Origin of the sequence: Nonomuraea africana (genome assembly GCF_014873535.1) — a bacterium.
Classification (GTDB): domain Bacteria; phylum Actinomycetota; class Actinomycetes; order Streptosporangiales; family Streptosporangiaceae; genus Nonomuraea; species Nonomuraea africana.
Window position 1 is genome coordinate 2,095,139 of the sequence record NZ_JADBEF010000001.1, and the last position, 14,958, is coordinate 2,110,096.

The following is a 14,958-nucleotide window of genomic DNA, read 5'->3' on the forward strand; positions in this document are numbered from 1 at the left end:
GGAAGGCGAAGGGCGCTTGCGGGCGCTGGTCACGCCGGAGCGCGCAAGAGAGGCGTCCGACGTCCCCGAGTGGGGGAGGAATCATGGCCGTTGCCCAGCCCGGAGCGCGCACGACCAAAGGGCTCACGCTCGATCTGCCGCTTCTCACCATCCAGGTCCGCCGCCCCGACCTGCGGATGCCGAACATCCCGAAGCCGCACCTCGAGATGCCGGACATCCCGCTCCCGCGCCTGTCCCGGCAGGAGGTCGGGCATGCCGTGGACATCGCCAGGACCTTCCTTCCCCCGCCCGACCGCATCGCCTACTACGGCGCGCTGGGCGCGCTTGCGGCCTTCGGTGTGCTGGAGTGGCCGGTGGCCGCGGCCATCGGCGCGGGCGCGATGATCGCGCAACGCGGTCGGCAAGGGGAGGGCGGACCCCCGGAGCGCACGGCGCAGGAGTCCCCGTCCGCCGCCGAGCGCAGCCGCGCCGCGACCACTGTCACGCCGAAGAGCACCGTCACGCCGAAGAGCACCGTCACGCCGAAGAGCACCGCCGCGTCCAAGGGCACCCCCAAGACCGCCGCCGTGTCCAAGGGCACCTCGTCAAAGAGCACCGCCGCTTCGACGGACACCTCTCCAGGTAAGCCCGCCTCCGCCGCCACGTCACGCGGCGCCCGGAGGAGCACCGCCGGGCGCCCGCGGTCGGGCGGGTGAGCTCGGGGCTCGCCTCGTTCAGACATCGTTCGGGGAGCGGTCGGTGCGCAGGAGTGCCTCGCCTACTGCCAGGGGGCCGGCGGGGGAATTCTGCGTGGCGTCGCAGGCTGAGGAGTACGCCCGCCTGGGCGGCGCGGGCGACTGCGCGTTCGAACAGCCCGGCCGCGTCACCTGACTCGGCGCGGTGCCACTCGGTGGTAGAGAGCTCGAAGCGGTAGCCGCGGCCTTGGCCGTCGGTCATGTGGCCCCCGTCGGGTGCCGCCACCGACTGCACGAGAAGGTGCTACCGGCCCTAAAGAGTACGACTGGCCATAAATGCGACAAAGAGTTATATAAGTCGTATAGCCCTCATGGTGCGGGGTAAGGCGGGCGTGTCGGAGGCGCTGTCCCACGTCTGCCAGCCGATCTGCGGCGATCCTCTGGGGGAGGAAAGCGATGTCCAGGGCAGTCGGAATCGACCTGGGTACCACGAACTCTGTCATCGCGGTGATGGAGGGCGGCAAGCCGACCGTCATCGCCAACGCGGAGGGTTCGCGCACCACCCCTTCGGTGGTGGCCTTCACCGACCAGGGAGAGCGACTGGTCGGTCAGATGGCCCGCCGTCAGGCGATCCTGAATCCGAAGGGCACGATCTCGTCCGCGAAACGGTTCATCGGCCGCCGCCACGGCGAGGTCACCAGCGAGATGAACGCGGTCTCCTTCGACGTGGTCCAAGGCCCGGACGGTGCGGTGCGCTTCGACGTGCGCGGCCGGCAGTACGCGCCGGAGGAGATCTCCGCGCAGGTCCTGCGCAAGCCGGCCGACGACGCCGCCAAGTTCCTCGGCGAGAAGGTGACCGAGGCGGTGATCACCGTACCGGCCTACTTCAACGACGCCCAGCGGCAGGCCACCAAGGACGCCGGCCGGATCGCGGGTCTGACGGTGCTGCGCATCATCAACGAGCCCACGGCGGCGGCGCTCGCCTACGGGCTGAACAAGCGGGCGAACGAGACCGTCCTGGTATTCGACCTGGGTGGCGGCACGTTCGATGTCAGCATTCTGAGCATCGGCGACGACGTCGTCGAGGTGCGGGCCACCGCCGGTGACGGCCACCTGGGTGGCGACGACTTCGACCGCAGGATCGTCGACCATCTGGCCGAGCAGTTCCAGCGCGAGAACGGGATCGATCTGCGCGCGGATCCGCAGGCCCTGCAACGCCTCTTCGAGGCGGCCGAGAAGGCCAAGGTCGAGCTGTCGTCGGTGAGTCAGACACAGGTGAGCCTGCCGTTCGTCACCGCCGACGCGACCGGGCCCAAGCACCTCAACACGACCCTGATGCGGTCGACCTTCGAACAGATCACCACGGATCTGGTCGAACGCTGCACCGGCCCGGTGCAGCGGGCGATGGCGGATGCGAAGATCACCTCGAGTGACATCGACGAGGTGATCCTGGTCGGCGGCTCCACCCGGATCCCTGCCGTCCAGAACCTGGTCCGCCGGCTGACTGGCGGCAAGGACCCCAACATGTCCGTCAACCCCGACGAGGTCGTGGCGATGGGCGCGGCGATCCAGTCCGCCGTGCTCAAGGGCGAGGCGAAGGACGTGCTGCTGCTGGACGTCACGCCGCTGTCCCTGGGCGTGGAGACGCTCGGCGGCGTGATGACCAAGGTGATCGAGCGCAACACCACCATCCCGGCCCGGCGTACCGAGACGTTCAGCACCGCCGAGGACAACCAGAGCGCGGTCGATGTGGTGGTGCTGCAGGGCGAGCGGGAACGGGCCGCCGACAACCGGGTACTGGGCCGGTTCCGGCTGGAGAACATCCGGCCCGCTCCGCGCGGCGTCCCGCAGATCGAGGTGACCTACGACATCGACGCCAACGGAATCCTCAACGTCTCCGCCAGGGACAAGGACACCGGCGCCGAGCAACGGATCACCATCAGCGAGAGCTCCAACCTGGACCAGAGCGAGATCGAGCGGATGATCGCCGAGGCCGAGCAGCACCGCGGCGAGGACGCCAGGCTGCGTGAGCAGATCGACGCGCGCAACGAGCTCGACTCGGTGGCCTACCAGGTCGAGCGCCGCCTGCGGGAGCTGGGCGAGGCGGTGCCCGTCCACGAGAAGGCGCGGGCCGAGATGCTCGTGAACGACGCCCGGCAGGCGGTCAAGAGCGAGGCGCCGCTGGAGCGGCTCCGCACGCTCACCTCCGAGCTGCAACAGATCTTCCACGGTCTGGCCGCGGCCACCGGCCCGGCGGGCGGGCCGGGAGCCGGACCGGGCACGGGCACGACGGGAGGGCCGGACGACGATGTCATCGACGCCGACTACACCACCTCCTGACGAGCCTGACGAGCCTGACGGCGAGCTGCGGGAGGCGGCGGAGTCCCCGCCCGGTCCCCAGCCCGAGGCTTCGTCCGAGGAGGATCCCGCCGCGCTGGCCGAGCGGCTCAAGGCGCAGGTGGCCGAGCTGGAGGACGTCGGGCGGCGGGCGCTGGCGGACGCGGACAACCTGCGCAAGCGCTTCGAGCGGGAGGCCGACCGGGAACGGCGACGCGAGCGGGCCCGTGTCGCCGCCCGGTGGCTTCCGGTGCTGGACAACCTCGAGCGCGCGCTGCAGCACGCCGAGGCCGACCCCGGCCTCATCCTCGACGGTGTACGGGCGGTGCGCGACCAGGCGGTGGAGGTGCTGGCCGAACTCGGCTACCCGCGGCGGGACGAGGTGGGGGTGCCGTTCGACCCTGCCCTGCACGAGGCGGTGAGCGTCATGATGGACACCGACGCCATCCCCGGAACGGTGGTGCGGGTCCTTCAGCCAGGTTACGGCGACGGCGAACACCAGCTGCGGCCCGCGCTGGTCTCGGTGGCGGCGAAGGCAGGACAGTGATGGCGGTCCGTGACCCGTACAAGGTGCTGGGAGTGGCGCGCGACGCGAGCCAGGACGAGATCCAGCGCGCCTACCGCAAACTCGCGCGCGCCTTTCATCCCGACATCAACAAGGGCCCTGAGGCCGAGGAGAAGTTCAAGGACGTCGCCGAGGCGTACGCGATCCTGTCGGATCCCGAGCAGCGCCGCCGCTACGACACCTTCGGCGCGGACTTCCGCCAGGTCCCGCCGGACGTCGACCCGGCGATGTGGGCCAGGACCAGGCGCGGCGCCGGGGCCGGCGCCACCTCCTGGGCCGGCGCCGGACGGGGCCCCGGCGGGGGCTTCGAGACGAGGTTCGGAGAGGACATCGATCTCGACGCGCTCTTCGGCGGCGGCTTCTTCGGGCGGCGCGGGCCCGGCGGCTGGGGACCGGTCCCCGGCGCGGACCAGGAGGCCGAGCTCGAGGTGTCGGTCGAGGAGGCCTATCACGGAGGTCGCCGCTCGATCACCTTCGACGGCGGACGGACCATCCAGGTCACCCTGCCCCCAGGCGTCACGGAGGGGCAGCGCATCCGCGTGGCCGGACAGGGCGGCCGCGGTGTCGGCGGGCCGCCCGGCGACCTGTATCTCGTCGTGCGCATCGCACCGCATCCGCGCTTCCGCGTTCGGGGTCGTGACCTGCATGTCGATCTGCGGCTGACACCGTGGGAGGCGGCGCTGGGCACGTCCGTGCCCGTGCGGACCCCCGGCGGGGAGGCTCAGGTGCGGGTCCCGCCCGGCAGCTCCAGCGGGCGGCGGCTACGGCTGCGCGGCCGCGGGCTGCCCAACCCGCGCGGCTCGCCGGGAGACCTCTACGCGGAGGTGCGGATCATGATCCCGGCGACACTCACCGACCAGGAGCGGCGACTGTACGAGCAGCTCGCCGCCACGTCATCGTTCGATCCGAGGAAAGCGTGATGCGGCCAAACGAACACTTCGCCGACAGCCATGCTCTGGTCCGCGTCGGCCGTCCGGCCCGGCTGGACCTGGAGGCCTTCGCCCGAGCCGCCGACACCCACCCGGAGCTGGTGCGCCGCCTGGTCTGCCTCGGCGTGCTGGAGGCGGAGCAGACGTCCACCGGACAGCTGTGGTTCTCCTCGGCCGAGCTGGCCTCGCTGGCGCGGATCCAGCGCCTGCGCGCGGCCTTCTCCCTCAACTACGCGGCCTTGGGCCTGGTGTGCGATCTGCTCGACCGCATCGCCGCGCTGGAGGCGGCGCTGCACAGTGACCCTCGACAGACCCGCTAGACCGGAGGCGGACGGTGGACGCCAACAGACTGACCCAGAAATCCCAGGAGGCGCTGCACGACGCGCAGACCAGGGCGCTGCGCTTCGGGCACACCGAGGTGGACGGCGAGCACCTGCTGCTGGCGCTGCTCGACCAGGCCGAGGGGCTCATCCCCCGGGTGCTCGAAGACGGCGGCGCGCACCCGGACCGGCTGCGCGCCGACCTCGAGGCCGAGCTGTCCAGGCGGCCCAGGGCGACCGGGCCCGGAGCGGCGCCGGGACAGGTCTACCTGACCCAGCGACTGTCCCGGCTCCTGGATGCCGCCGAACGCGAGGCGGGACGGCTGAAGGACGAGTACGTGTCGGTCGAGCACCTGCTGATCGCCCTGCTGGACGAGGGCCCGCAGACCGCGGCCGGCCGCCTGCTGCGCAGGCACAGGGCCTCACCCGCGACCGCTTCCTGCAGGCCCTCAGCACGATCCGCGGCAGCCAGCGCGTCACCTCGGCCACGCCCGAGGCCGCCTACGAGGCGCTGGAGAAGTACGGCAGGGACCTGGTCGCCGACGCCGCGAACGGCAGGCTGGAGCCGGTGATCGGCCGCGACACCGAGATCCGCCGCGTCGTCCAGATCCTGTCGCGCAAGACCAAGAACAACCCGGTGCTCGTCGGCGACCCCGGCGTCGGCAAGACCGCCATCGTGGAAGGCCTGGCCCAGCGCAGCGACCACGGCGATGTCCCCGAGGGCCTCAAGGACAAGACGATCTTCGCGCTCGACATGGGCGCGCTGCTGGCGGGGGCGAAGTACAGGGGCGAGTTCGAGGAGCGGCTCAAGGCGGTGCTGGGCGAGGTCAAGGCCGCCGAAGGGCGCATCCTGATGTTCGTCGACGAGCTGCACACCGTCGTCGGGGCCGGCGCCGCCGAAGGGGCGATGGACGCGGGCAACATGCTCAAGCCCATGCTGGCCCGCGGCGAGCTGCATCTGATCGGCGCCACGACTCTCCAGGAGTACCGCAAGCACATCGAGAAGGACGCCGCGCTCGAGCGCCGCTTCCAGCCCGTCCTGGTCGACGAGCCGTCCGTGGAGGACGCCGTGTCCATCCTGCGCGGCCTGCGCGAGCGGCTGGAGGTCTTCCACGGCGTCAAGATCCAGGACGGCGCCCTGGTGGCGGCCGTCGTCCTGAGCCACCGCTACATTTCCGACCGCTTCCTGCCGGACAAGGCGATCGATCTGGTGGACGAGGCGTGCGCGATGCTCCGTACCGAGATCGACTCGATGCCCGCGGAGCTGGACGAGCTGACCCGAAGGGTGATGCGCCTGGAGATCGAGGAAGCCGCGCTGTCCAAGGAGAGCGACCCGGGTTCCCGGGCGCGGCTGCGGGAGCTCAGCGGGGAGCTGGCCGATCTGCGCGCCGAGGCCGGCGCGATGCGCGCCCAGTGGGAGGCTGAGCGGCAGTCGCTGCGCAAGGTCCAGGAGCTGCGCCTGCAGATGGAGAGCATCCGCCACCAGGCCGAGCAGGCCGAGCGCGACTACGACCTCAACCGCGCCGCCGAACTGCGGCACGGCAGGCTCCCCGACCTGGAACGGCGGCTGAGCGCGGAGGAGGAGCGGCTGACCGCCAAACAGGACGGACGCGGGCTGCTTCGCGAGGTGGTGACCGAGGAGGAGGTCGCCGGCATCGTGTCGCGGTGGACCGGGATCCCGGTCAGCCGGCTCCAGGAGGGCGAGCGGGACAAGCTCCTGCGCCTGGACGAGATCCTCCACGAACGCGTCATCGGCCAGGACGAGGCGGTGCGGCTGGTGGCGGACGCCATCATCAGGGCCCGCTCGGGCATCAAGGATCCGCGCCGGCCGATCGGCTCGTTCGTCTTCCTCGGGCCCACCGGCGTCGGCAAGACCGAGCTGGCCCGATCGCTGGCCGAGGCGCTCTTCGACACCGAGGACAACATGGTCCGCCTGGACATGAGCGAGTACCAGGAGCGGCACACGGTCAGCCGGCTGGTCGGCGCGCCGCCGGGGTACGTGGGGTACGAGGAGGGCGGCCAGCTCACCGAGGCGGTACGGCGCAAGCCGTACTCCGTGGTGCTGTTCGACGAGATCGAGAAGGCGCACGCGGACGTCTTCAACACGCTGCTGCAGGTACTGGACGACGGGCGGCTGACCGACGCGCAGGGCCGGACCGTCGACTTCCGCAACACGGTGATCATCATGACGTCGAACATCGGCTCGGAGCACCCGCTCGAGGGGGTGACCCCGGGCGGCGAGCTCAAGCCCGAAGGACGGGAGCGCGTCATGGCGGCGCTGCGCCGGCACTTCCGGCCCGAGTTCCTCAACCGGATCGACGACATCGTGCTGTTCAAGCCGCTGACCCAGCAGGAGATCGAGCGCATCGTCGACCTCATGCTCGCCGATATCGGGAACCGGCTGGCCGATCGCCGGCTGACGCTGGAGGTGTCCGAGGCGGCCCGCGCCTTCATCGCCCGGCAGGGCTTCGACCCCGTCTACGGCGCGCGTCCGTTGCGCAGGTTCATCGCTCGTGAGCTGGAGACCCGCGTCGCCCGGGCCCTGCTGACCTGACCGGGCAGGTCGACGACGGCTCGACGATCCACGTCGATGTGAAGAAGGGTGAGCTGGTCGTCGGCGGTCACTAAATCGTTGGACAACGCGTGCACCCACGGCCATCGTTGGCGGCATGCGACAGGAGGAGATCTGGGACATCGAGACCGCCCAGCGCTATGACACGCCGGGCACCGGCATGTTCGCGCCCGAGGTCTTGGAGCCGACCGTGGACCGCCTCGCCGGACTCGCGGGCGACGGAGCGGCGCTCGAGTTCGCCATCGGGACCGGCCGCGTGGCCGTGCCGCTCGCCGCGCGAGGGGTGCCCGTCACCGGCATCGAGCTGTCACCTCCGATGATCGACCAGCTGCGCACGAAGGTGGACGAAGCGACGATCCCGGTGATCGTCGGCGACATGGCGACTGCCGTCGCTCCGGGGAAGTACACGCTCGTCTACCTCGTCTTCAACACGATCTCCAACCTGCTCACCCAGGCCGAGCAGGTCGCGTGCTTCCGCAACGCCGCCCGCCACCTCACGCCCGGCGGCCGCTTCGTGATCGAGCTCTGGGTGCCCGAGCTGCGCAAGCTCCCACCGGGTCAGCAGGCCACGGTCTTCCATTGCGAGCCTGGCTACATCGGCCTGGACACCTACGACGCGCTGCGCCAGCACGTCGTCTCGCACCATTTCAGGTTCGATGAGAGCAGACAGGCTCGGCTGTTCCGTAGCCCGCACCGCTACATCTGGCCGGCCGAACTCGACCTCATGGCTCAGCTGGCCGGGTTCGAGCTGGAGACCAGGCATGCCGACTGGACAGGAGCCGACTTCACCGCCGAGTCGCGTTCCCACGTGTCCGTCTACCGCATCCCACCGGACCGCCACTAGTTGCGCACGGGTTCCACGTCCGTCAGTGGCACATCGCCGACGGCCTTGGCCCGTCGGCCCGGCAAGCCCTCCCACGTTCGTGCAGGTCACCGCACGATGATGGGTTCATGGACGTGAACGAGGTGCTCCTTCCAGGCGTGGGGCTGCGGTATGAGTTCACCAACCATGACGGCGACCGGATCGGTGTCGTGGCGCGGCGGACTGGCGAGTTCGAGTTGGTCGTCTACGCGAACGACGATCCTGACGAGGGCCGGCCCATGTTCCGGCTCAACATCGAGGAGGCCGACGCGCTCGCCGAGATCCTCGGTGCGCCTCGCATCGCGGAGCGGTTCGCGGACCTCACCAAGGAGGTGCCAGGGCTGAGCGCCGGACAGACGGAGGTGCGGCCCGGCTCTCCTTACGTGGATCGCCCGCTGGGGCACACCAGGGCGCGCAGCCGTACGGGGGCGTCCATCGTGGCGATCGTCCGCGGTGAGGACGTGATCGCGTCACCGACACCTGATCAGGTGCTCCGAGCGGGTGATGTCCTGGTGGTCATCGGCACCCGCAGCGGCATCGCCGGCGTGGAACAGATCATCCGGGGCTGAGCGCGTGCAGACCTCCGTCGCGCTGCTGCTGGAGCTGGGTGTCATCCTGGCCGCCCTCAGCGTGCTCGGGGCGTTGGCCCGGCGCTTCGCCCTGTCGCCCATCCCGCTCTACCTTTTCGCCGGCCTGTCGCTGGGCGAGGGAGGCATCGCTCCCGTGCCCGCCGCCGGCGAGTTCGTCCAGATCGGCGCGGCCATCGGGCTCGTCCTGCTGCTGCTCGCTCTCGGCCTGCAGTTCTCCATCAACGAGTTCTCCGCCAGCCTGCGCCGCCACGTGCCCTCCGCAGCGGTCGACCTCGTGCTGAACGCCGTCCCCGGCGCGCTGGCCGGCTGGTTTCTCGGGCTGGACGGCGTCGGCATCCTGGCCCTTGCCGGCGTCACCTATATCTCCTCCTCCGGCATCATCGCCCGGCTCCTCGACGACCTTCGGCGCCTGGGCAATCGGGAAACCCCGGCCGTGCTGTCGGTGCTGGTGCTGGAGGACTTCGCCATGGCCGCCTACCTGCCGCTGCTCGTCGTTCTCGCCTCCGGCGGCACGTGGTTGCAGGCGACGCTCGGTGTGCTCGTCGCGGTCGGCGCGGTGCTGGCCGCCTTCGTCGTGTCCTATCGCTGGGGCCACCACCTCGGCCGGCTGCTGTCCGATCCGGATCCTGAACAGCTCATGCTCCGAGTGCTGGGCATCACGCTGATCGTGGCGGCGCTGGCCGAACTGGTCCACGCCTCGGCCGCGGTCGGGGCCTTTCTGGTCGGGCTCACGCTCACCGGTGAGGCCGCCAGGCGGGCTCGCAGTGTGCTCACTCCTTTGCGCGACCTGTTCGCCGCGGTCTTCTTTCTGGCGATCGGTCTGTCGGTCAGCTTGCGGGATCTGGTCCCTGTGCTCCCGGTGGCTCTCGTCCTCGCCGTGGTCACAGCCGCGACCAAAGTGGCCACCGGCCAGTACGCGGCTTTCCGGGAGGGAGCGGGAGCGCGAGGACGCCTGCGCGCGGGAACGGCGCTCATCGCCCGCGGCGAGTTCTCCATAGTGATCATCGGTTTGGTCGGCGCACAGCACGACAAGCTCGGTCCCTTGGTGGCCGCCTATGTCCTCGTCCTGGCGATAGCCGGGCCACTCGCCACGCGGCTGGGCGGCGCGCCGACCTACCAACCACGAACGACCAGGCACTGACGCCGCAGTCCCACGACGGATTCGAAGACCGGGAAGGCGTGGCGGCTCCGGCAATGCGCGCGGGCCGCCTCGTCGCCCGGCTGATGCCACGCCGAACCCGGTGAGCGGTCGGGCCTACCCGGCGAGGACCGGGTTTCAAGGACAACGATCGATCCAGAAATGCCCGAGGGCATGCGTCGGTTTGAGAGTTCTTCCCAGGTCGAGCGGGAAGTCCTCGGTAGGGGTGGTCATGATGGGGTTGCCGGGGACGCAGACTTCGATGGGGCGGCTGCGTATCAAGGTGCATCGCGGTTCCACGGCTGTCGTGCTCGGCCTGCAGGGGCAGCTGGACCTGTACACCAAGCCGTTCTTGCGGGACAGGCTGAACGAGGTGTTGACCGCGTCGGCGCCGCATCCGCCCGGCGTGGTCGTGGATCTGTCGGAGTTGGAATTCTGTGACTCCTCCGGGGTCAGCATGTTGATCGCCGCTCGGTATCGCCTGAAGGATGCCGGCCGGCCGTTGGCGCTGGCCGGCGCGCATGGCATCTGCGATCAGGTCCTGCATCGCACCGGGCTGCACCGGGTCTTCCACTGCTATCCCACGGTGGCCGAGGCCGAGATCGCCCTGGCGGAGCAGGCCCACCCCTAGCTAGTGCCACCTCGGCGGCCCTACCGCCCCTTCCCCGCGCCGATCGTCGCGCGAATCGCCGGCAATCGCCACGGCGGAGTTCGACCCGCTCCGCGACGAGGGCATCGCCTACGCCTTGCGCCTGCTGCAGGCGGGCGTCTCGGTCGAGCTGCACCAGTGGCCGGGCACCTTCCACGGGTCACAGGCCATCATCACCGCCGGTGTCCCAGAGGCAGAACGCCGAGCTGGCCACCGCACTGCGCCGCGCGCTGGCCGGATAGGAGGGCGGAGCGGATGCCGCAGGTGGCGACGGGACTGCCCGAGCTGCTGCGGCCCGCGCGGAAGGCTGGCCCTGGCCCGTGACCGCGGTGTCTCAGCCGGACGCCCCGTCTGCTCCTGGGAGACGGGGCGTCCAATGAGGCGGGCCCCTCGGCGCCGGTAGGTCAGCTCAAAGCCGCGGCGGCGGGGAAGCGTTCCCAGACGCGGTGCCGGCCGAGGAGTCTGACGATCTCCGTCAGCACCTCGTCGCCACGGTCGCCGAGCAGCACGCCAGGGGCTCCCGTGGGGATGGCCGCCAGGGCGAGGGCCTCCATGGCGCCGTCCCAGCCGCCGATCGGCTTCCCGTGACGGTAGGCCTCGGCCAGCATGAGCAGCACCCGCGGGTCGATCGCGCCGCCGAGGTCGCCGGCCTTGGCGTCCCGTGCGCCGTAGGCGTCCGCGCCGGGCGCGGGAGCGCCCGCGACCAGCAGGGCGTCGAACTCGACGGACCTGGCCGTGGCGAACGTGCGCTGCGCGACGAGCGGCTCCCCGCCGCCGGTGAGCGCGTCGAGCACGCCGCGCACGCCGTTGCGCGATTCGCCATCGGGCGGGCCGCCGGTGGGCGCGATGATCAGCGGCACCATGCCGCCGTCGAGGATCGCCTGCCGCACGGACTTGACCGTCTCCAGATCGGCGCCGTCACCGGTGATGATGCCGATGACCCGTCCGGCCGTCGGCCATTCCTTGCCGACCTGCGAGAGCGCCGGGCTCGGCTGTACAGACGGCAGCGGCTGCGCCGCTTTGGGCGCGGGCAGTCCGAGGCCCGCGGCCACCTGCTCGCACAGGACCGGGTCGATCTCCGCGAGCACCTGCAGGGTGCGCTCCTTGATCGCCTGCTCGTAGACCTTGCCGAGCTCGAAGGTGTAGGCGGCGATCACGTGCTCGCGCTCCACCGGGGTCAGGCTCAGCCAGAACAGCCGGGGCTGGGTGAAGTGGTCGGCGAACGTCGCGGGCGCCTCGCGCACCCGCGGCGCCGACGCCACCTCCACCGGCACCTCGACGTAGCCGCGCTCCTGCCCGTCGGCGAAGAACGGGCAGCCGCCGTCCAGAGAGTTCGGCTTGTACGGCGCGGCGCCGCTGTGCACGGCCGTCTGGTGCATGCCGTCCCTCAGCATGTCGTTGACGACGGCGTGCGGCCTGTTGATGGGCAGTTGCGTGAAGTTCGGCCCGCCCAGCCTGGTGATCTGGGTGTCCAGGTAGGAGAACAGCCGCCCGGCCAGCAACGGGTCGTCGGTGACGTCGATGCCGGGCACGAGGTTGCCCACGTGGAAGGCGACCTGCTCGGTCTCGGCGAAGAAGTTCGACGGGTTGGCGTTGAGCGTCAGCAACCCGATCGGCTGGACCGGCGCCAGCTCCTCGGGAACGATCTTCGTGGGGTCCAGCAGGTCGATGCCCTCGAACAACTGCTCCGGGGTGTCGGGGAAGACCTGGATGCCCAGCTCCCACTGCGGGAAGGCGCCCGCCTCGATCGCGTCGGCGAGGTCGCGGCGGTGGAAGTCGGGGTCCACTCCATTGATGAGCTGCGCCTCCTCCCAGACCAGGGAGTGCACGCCCGCCTTGGGCTTCCAGTGGAACTTCACCAGTGTGGTCGCGCCCGCGGCGTCCACCAGCCTGAAGGTGTGGACGCCGAAGCCCTCCATCGTCCGGAACGAGCGCGGGATGCCACGGTCGGACATGTTCCACAACGTGTGGTGGGTAGCCTCGGTGTGCAGGGAGACGAAGTCCCAGAACGTGTCGTGCGCGCTCTGCGCCTGCGGGATCTCCCTGTCGGGATGCGGCTTGCCCGCGTGGATGATGTCGGGGAACTTGATGGCGTCCTGGATGAAGAACACCGGGATGTTGTTGCCCACCAGGTCGAAGATGCCCTCGCTGGTGTAGAACTTCGTCGCGAAGCCGCGCGTGTCACGGACGGTGTCGGCCGAGCCCCGCGAACCCAGGACCGTCGAGAAGCGGACGAAGACCGGCGTCTCGGCGCCCTCCGCGAGGAAGGCGGCCTTCGTCACCTTGCCGGCCGTGCCGTACGAACGGAAGATCCCGTGCGCGGCGGCGCCGCGGGCGTGCACGACACGCTCCGGAATACGCTCGTGATCGAAGTGGGTGATCTTCTCCCTCAGGTGCTGGTCGCGCAGCAGCACGGGTCCGCGCGGGCCCGCCTTCAGCGAGTGGTCGCTGTCGGGCAGCCGGGTCCCCTGTGCCGTCGTCAGGTACGCCCCGCCCTGCGCCAGCGCCTCCTGGGACACGCCGTCCGGCTGGCCCGTCGGGGTGAAGGGCTCGGGACCCCGCTGGTCCTGCTTGGGCGGCAGCGGGCCTCTCGGCTCGGTCGGCTCGGCGACAGGCGGCGGCTCGCTGCCGGGGCGGCCGGGGATCGCTCCGGTCGCGTTGGTCGGATGGGACTCTTCCATGCGTTACCCCCAGAGAAGCGCGCCGTGACGTCGTTCGACACGGCGCTGATCCATGGGCGGCCCTACCCGGATTCCCCGGGTCAAAGCGAGCGTTTCCGGAGATGAGGGGAAAACCGGGCCGGAGTCCGACCTTCGCCCCCTTGAACCGGCTCGCACTCTCGAGCTGGCTCAAGGGCTCCTTGTGCGCTTGTGAACCGTCCAGCGGTGGACGATCCAGGCGCAGGCGCAGAGGAGGAAGAGCAGGGCGCAGACCGCGATGACCGGGAAGATCCATCCCGGAGGACCGTCGCAGACGGCCGCCACGTCGCCGGGCTCCCAGGGGCAGGGGTCGTCGGAGTCGAGCTTGAAGAAGCTGTCGTCGGCCTCCAGCGCGTACCCGAAGGCCGAGGCGGTGGCCAGGGCGAAGGCCGAGGTCAGCCTGCCCCACGGAGCGGGCTTCCTGGCCACCGCCGTCCAGATCGCGATCGCGAGGGCGAGGACGGCGGTCAGCGGCCATGTCAGGGCGAGGGTGATCAGGGTGATCAGGGCGAGCGCGGCCATGCGGCCGTCAGCAGCAGGCGCGGGTCGAGAGCACGGGTGAGGCGGCCCCGCCCGCCGGAGGGGTGGCGGTGCTCGTCTTCTGGTCCGAGGCGATACGGCCGCGCATCATGGTCTCCATGACCTTCATGAAGCGCTGCGCCCTGGCGTGGCCGACGATGAACGGGTTCCCGGACCCGGCGGACCCGCTGCGCAGTTCCTCCATGCGGCCGAGGCCGTGATCGCAGAGCCCGTGGTTGTTCAGCTCGACGTCCACACCTGCCCGCCGCATCTGGGAGGCGAAGGCGAGCACGGAGGAGAGATAGGTCCGCTTGCCCGCGGTCACGGTGGGCGGGTTGGTCCCACCCCACAACATCGCGGTGTGCCGCCGTCCCTTCCACCACACCGGGAAGATCGGCGAGACGGTGCCCGGCGTGTGTCCGGGCGTGTGATGGAACGTGACCGTCGTGTCGCCGAGGGTCAGCCGCTGGCCGTCGGAGATCTCCAGGTCTCGGGCGGGAGCGTTGGCGGGGGAGCCGGCGGCGACGAGGTCCCAGTCGGCTCGGCTCATCATGACCCGGGCACCGTACCGGTCGGCGAGGTACTGGGCGCCGCCGAAATGATCGCCGTGACCGTGGGCGGCCACCACATACCTGATCTTCGCCGGGTCCACTCCCACAGAGCGCAGCTCCGGAACGAGGATCTTCTCGGCCTCGGCCGGGGATCCCAGCGCGTCGACGAGAATGACGCCCTGGGAGGTCAGGAGCGCCGTGGCCGAGACGAAGCCGGTGCTCACCACCGCCACGTTGTCGAAGATCCTCAGCGGCTTGGGGGCCTTCACCGGTGCCATCGCGGAGCCTGGGGTGAGCGCCTTGACGAGGGCCAGCAGGACCGGATCGTCACCGGCCAGCCGGGCTGCGCGGTCGTAGTAGTCCTGCGCGTTCCTGGGCGGGGCGGTCGATGCCGCGGCCTCGCGTCCCGCCAGCGGCAGGAGAGCGGCGGCGGCCAGGAATGCCCGGCGGGACGTTCTGGACTGCGCAAAGGACATGCAACGGCACCTGCTTTCACTCGCCCGGGGCCTGACGCGATCAGGCCCGCGGTGGACGTCGGCGCCGCCCAGCAGAC

General features: G+C 70.6%; 14 protein-coding genes and 1 pseudogene. 12 read left to right on the plus strand and 3 right to left on the minus strand.

What is annotated here, in order from left to right:
* Positions 1-83: 83 nt before the first annotated feature.
* The 12 genes and pseudogenes from H4W81_RS09750 to H4W81_RS46895 all read left to right on the plus strand — a co-directional run bounded on the left by H4W81_RS09750 (position 84) and on the right by H4W81_RS46895 (position 11,039).
* On the plus strand, positions 84-695 hold the full coding sequence (locus H4W81_RS09750) for a hypothetical protein (RefSeq protein ID WP_192774502.1): 612 nt from the start codon (positions 84-86) through the stop codon (positions 693-695).
* Between the two features lie 43 nt (positions 696-738).
* Positions 739-870 carry a hypothetical protein gene (locus H4W81_RS48435; RefSeq protein WP_264083143.1) on the plus strand — a complete coding sequence of 44 codons (132 nt, stop codon included), beginning with the start codon at positions 739-741 and terminating at the stop codon, positions 868-870.
* Positions 871-1,130: 260 nt separating this feature from the next.
* Entirely contained in the window at positions 1,131-3,014 is a 1,884-nt protein-coding gene (gene dnaK / locus H4W81_RS09755) for a molecular chaperone DnaK (protein ID WP_192774503.1), read from the plus strand.
* Complete coding sequence (locus H4W81_RS09760) at positions 2,983-3,558, plus strand: nucleotide exchange factor GrpE (RefSeq protein ID WP_192774504.1); 576 nt, start codon at positions 2,983-2,985, stop codon at positions 3,556-3,558. The genes dnaK and H4W81_RS09760 overlap by 32 nt, the downstream gene beginning before the upstream one ends.
* On the plus strand, positions 3,558-4,496 hold the full coding sequence (locus H4W81_RS09765) for a DnaJ C-terminal domain-containing protein (protein WP_192774505.1): 939 nt from the start codon (positions 3,558-3,560) through the stop codon (positions 4,494-4,496). The genes H4W81_RS09760 and H4W81_RS09765 overlap by 1 nt, the downstream gene beginning before the upstream one ends.
* Positions 4,496-4,825, plus strand: a complete 330-nt coding sequence (locus H4W81_RS09770) for a chaperone modulator CbpM (RefSeq protein WP_192774506.1) — start codon at positions 4,496-4,498, stop codon at positions 4,823-4,825. Before H4W81_RS09765 ends, H4W81_RS09770 begins: the two co-directional genes overlap by 1 nt.
* A gap of 14 nt (positions 4,826-4,839) precedes the next feature.
* A pseudogene (clpB, locus tag H4W81_RS09775) lies at positions 4,840-7,453 on the plus strand (ATP-dependent chaperone ClpB).
* A 41-nt stretch (positions 7,454-7,494) separates the two neighbouring features.
* Positions 7,495-8,241: a class I SAM-dependent DNA methyltransferase gene (locus H4W81_RS09780; protein WP_192774507.1), complete on the plus strand. Its 747-nt coding sequence runs from the start codon at positions 7,495-7,497 to the stop codon at positions 8,239-8,241.
* A gap of 107 nt (positions 8,242-8,348) precedes the next feature.
* On the plus strand, positions 8,349-8,828 hold the full coding sequence (locus H4W81_RS09785; protein ID WP_192774508.1) for a cation:proton antiporter regulatory subunit: 480 nt from the start codon (positions 8,349-8,351) through the stop codon (positions 8,826-8,828).
* 4 nt (positions 8,829-8,832) lie between these two features.
* Positions 8,833-9,990, plus strand: coding sequence for a cation:proton antiporter (locus H4W81_RS09790; RefSeq protein WP_192774509.1), 1,158 nt, complete (start codon positions 8,833-8,835; stop codon positions 9,988-9,990).
* Between the two features lie 229 nt (positions 9,991-10,219).
* The gene (locus H4W81_RS09795; RefSeq protein ID WP_225958528.1) at positions 10,220-10,618 is read left to right on the plus strand and encodes an STAS domain-containing protein; all 399 of its coding nucleotides are present in this window, start codon (positions 10,220-10,222) and stop codon (positions 10,616-10,618) included.
* A 115-nt stretch (positions 10,619-10,733) separates the two neighbouring features.
* Positions 10,734-11,039, plus strand: coding sequence for an alpha/beta hydrolase (locus H4W81_RS46895; protein ID WP_264083144.1), 306 nt, complete (start codon positions 10,734-10,736; stop codon positions 11,037-11,039).
* 1 nt (position 11,040) lies between these two features.
* Here H4W81_RS46895 and H4W81_RS09805 read toward each other — a convergent pair whose 3' ends face one another.
* The 3 genes from H4W81_RS09805 to H4W81_RS09815 form a co-directional block, all read right to left on the minus strand.
* Positions 11,041-13,317, minus strand: coding sequence for a catalase (locus H4W81_RS09805; RefSeq protein WP_192774510.1), 2,277 nt, complete (start codon positions 13,315-13,317; stop codon positions 11,041-11,043).
* 168 nt (positions 13,318-13,485) lie between these two features.
* Positions 13,486-13,857: a hypothetical protein gene (locus H4W81_RS09810; RefSeq protein ID WP_192774511.1), complete on the minus strand. Its 372-nt coding sequence runs from the start codon at positions 13,855-13,857 to the stop codon at positions 13,486-13,488.
* Between the two features lie 7 nt (positions 13,858-13,864).
* Positions 13,865-14,881, minus strand: coding sequence for an MBL fold metallo-hydrolase (locus H4W81_RS09815; RefSeq protein ID WP_192774512.1), 1,017 nt, complete (start codon positions 14,879-14,881; stop codon positions 13,865-13,867).
* Positions 14,882-14,958 lie beyond the last annotated feature (77 nt).

What these genes read in the sequence shown, in the direction of transcription:
- H4W81_RS09750 (WP_192774502.1), top strand. Translation starts at nt 84, where the DNA reads ATGGCCGTTGCCCAGCCCGGAGCGCGCACGACCAAAGGGCTCACGCTC.
- dnaK (WP_192774503.1), top strand. Translation starts at nt 1,131, where the DNA reads ATGTCCAGGGCAGTCGGAATCGACCTGGGTACCACGAACTCTGTCATC.
- H4W81_RS09760 (WP_192774504.1), top strand. Translation starts at nt 2,983, where the DNA reads ATGTCATCGACGCCGACTACACCACCTCCTGACGAGCCTGACGAGCCT.
- H4W81_RS09765 (WP_192774505.1), top strand. Translation starts at nt 3,558, where the DNA reads ATGGCGGTCCGTGACCCGTACAAGGTGCTGGGAGTGGCGCGCGACGCG.
- H4W81_RS09770 (WP_192774506.1), top strand. Translation starts at nt 4,496, where the DNA reads ATGCGGCCAAACGAACACTTCGCCGACAGCCATGCTCTGGTCCGCGTC.
- H4W81_RS09780 (WP_192774507.1), top strand. Translation starts at nt 7,495, where the DNA reads ATGCGACAGGAGGAGATCTGGGACATCGAGACCGCCCAGCGCTATGAC.
- H4W81_RS09785 (WP_192774508.1), top strand. Translation starts at nt 8,349, where the DNA reads ATGGACGTGAACGAGGTGCTCCTTCCAGGCGTGGGGCTGCGGTATGAG.
- H4W81_RS09795 (WP_225958528.1), top strand. Translation starts at nt 10,220, where the DNA reads ATGATGGGGTTGCCGGGGACGCAGACTTCGATGGGGCGGCTGCGTATC.
- H4W81_RS09805 (WP_192774510.1), bottom strand. Translation starts at nt 13,317, where the DNA reads ATGGAAGAGTCCCATCCGACCAACGCGACCGGAGCGATCCCCGGCCGC.
- H4W81_RS09810 (WP_192774511.1), bottom strand. Translation starts at nt 13,857, where the DNA reads ATGGCCGCGCTCGCCCTGATCACCCTGATCACCCTCGCCCTGACATGG.
- H4W81_RS09815 (WP_192774512.1), bottom strand. Translation starts at nt 14,881, where the DNA reads ATGTCCTTTGCGCAGTCCAGAACGTCCCGCCGGGCATTCCTGGCCGCC.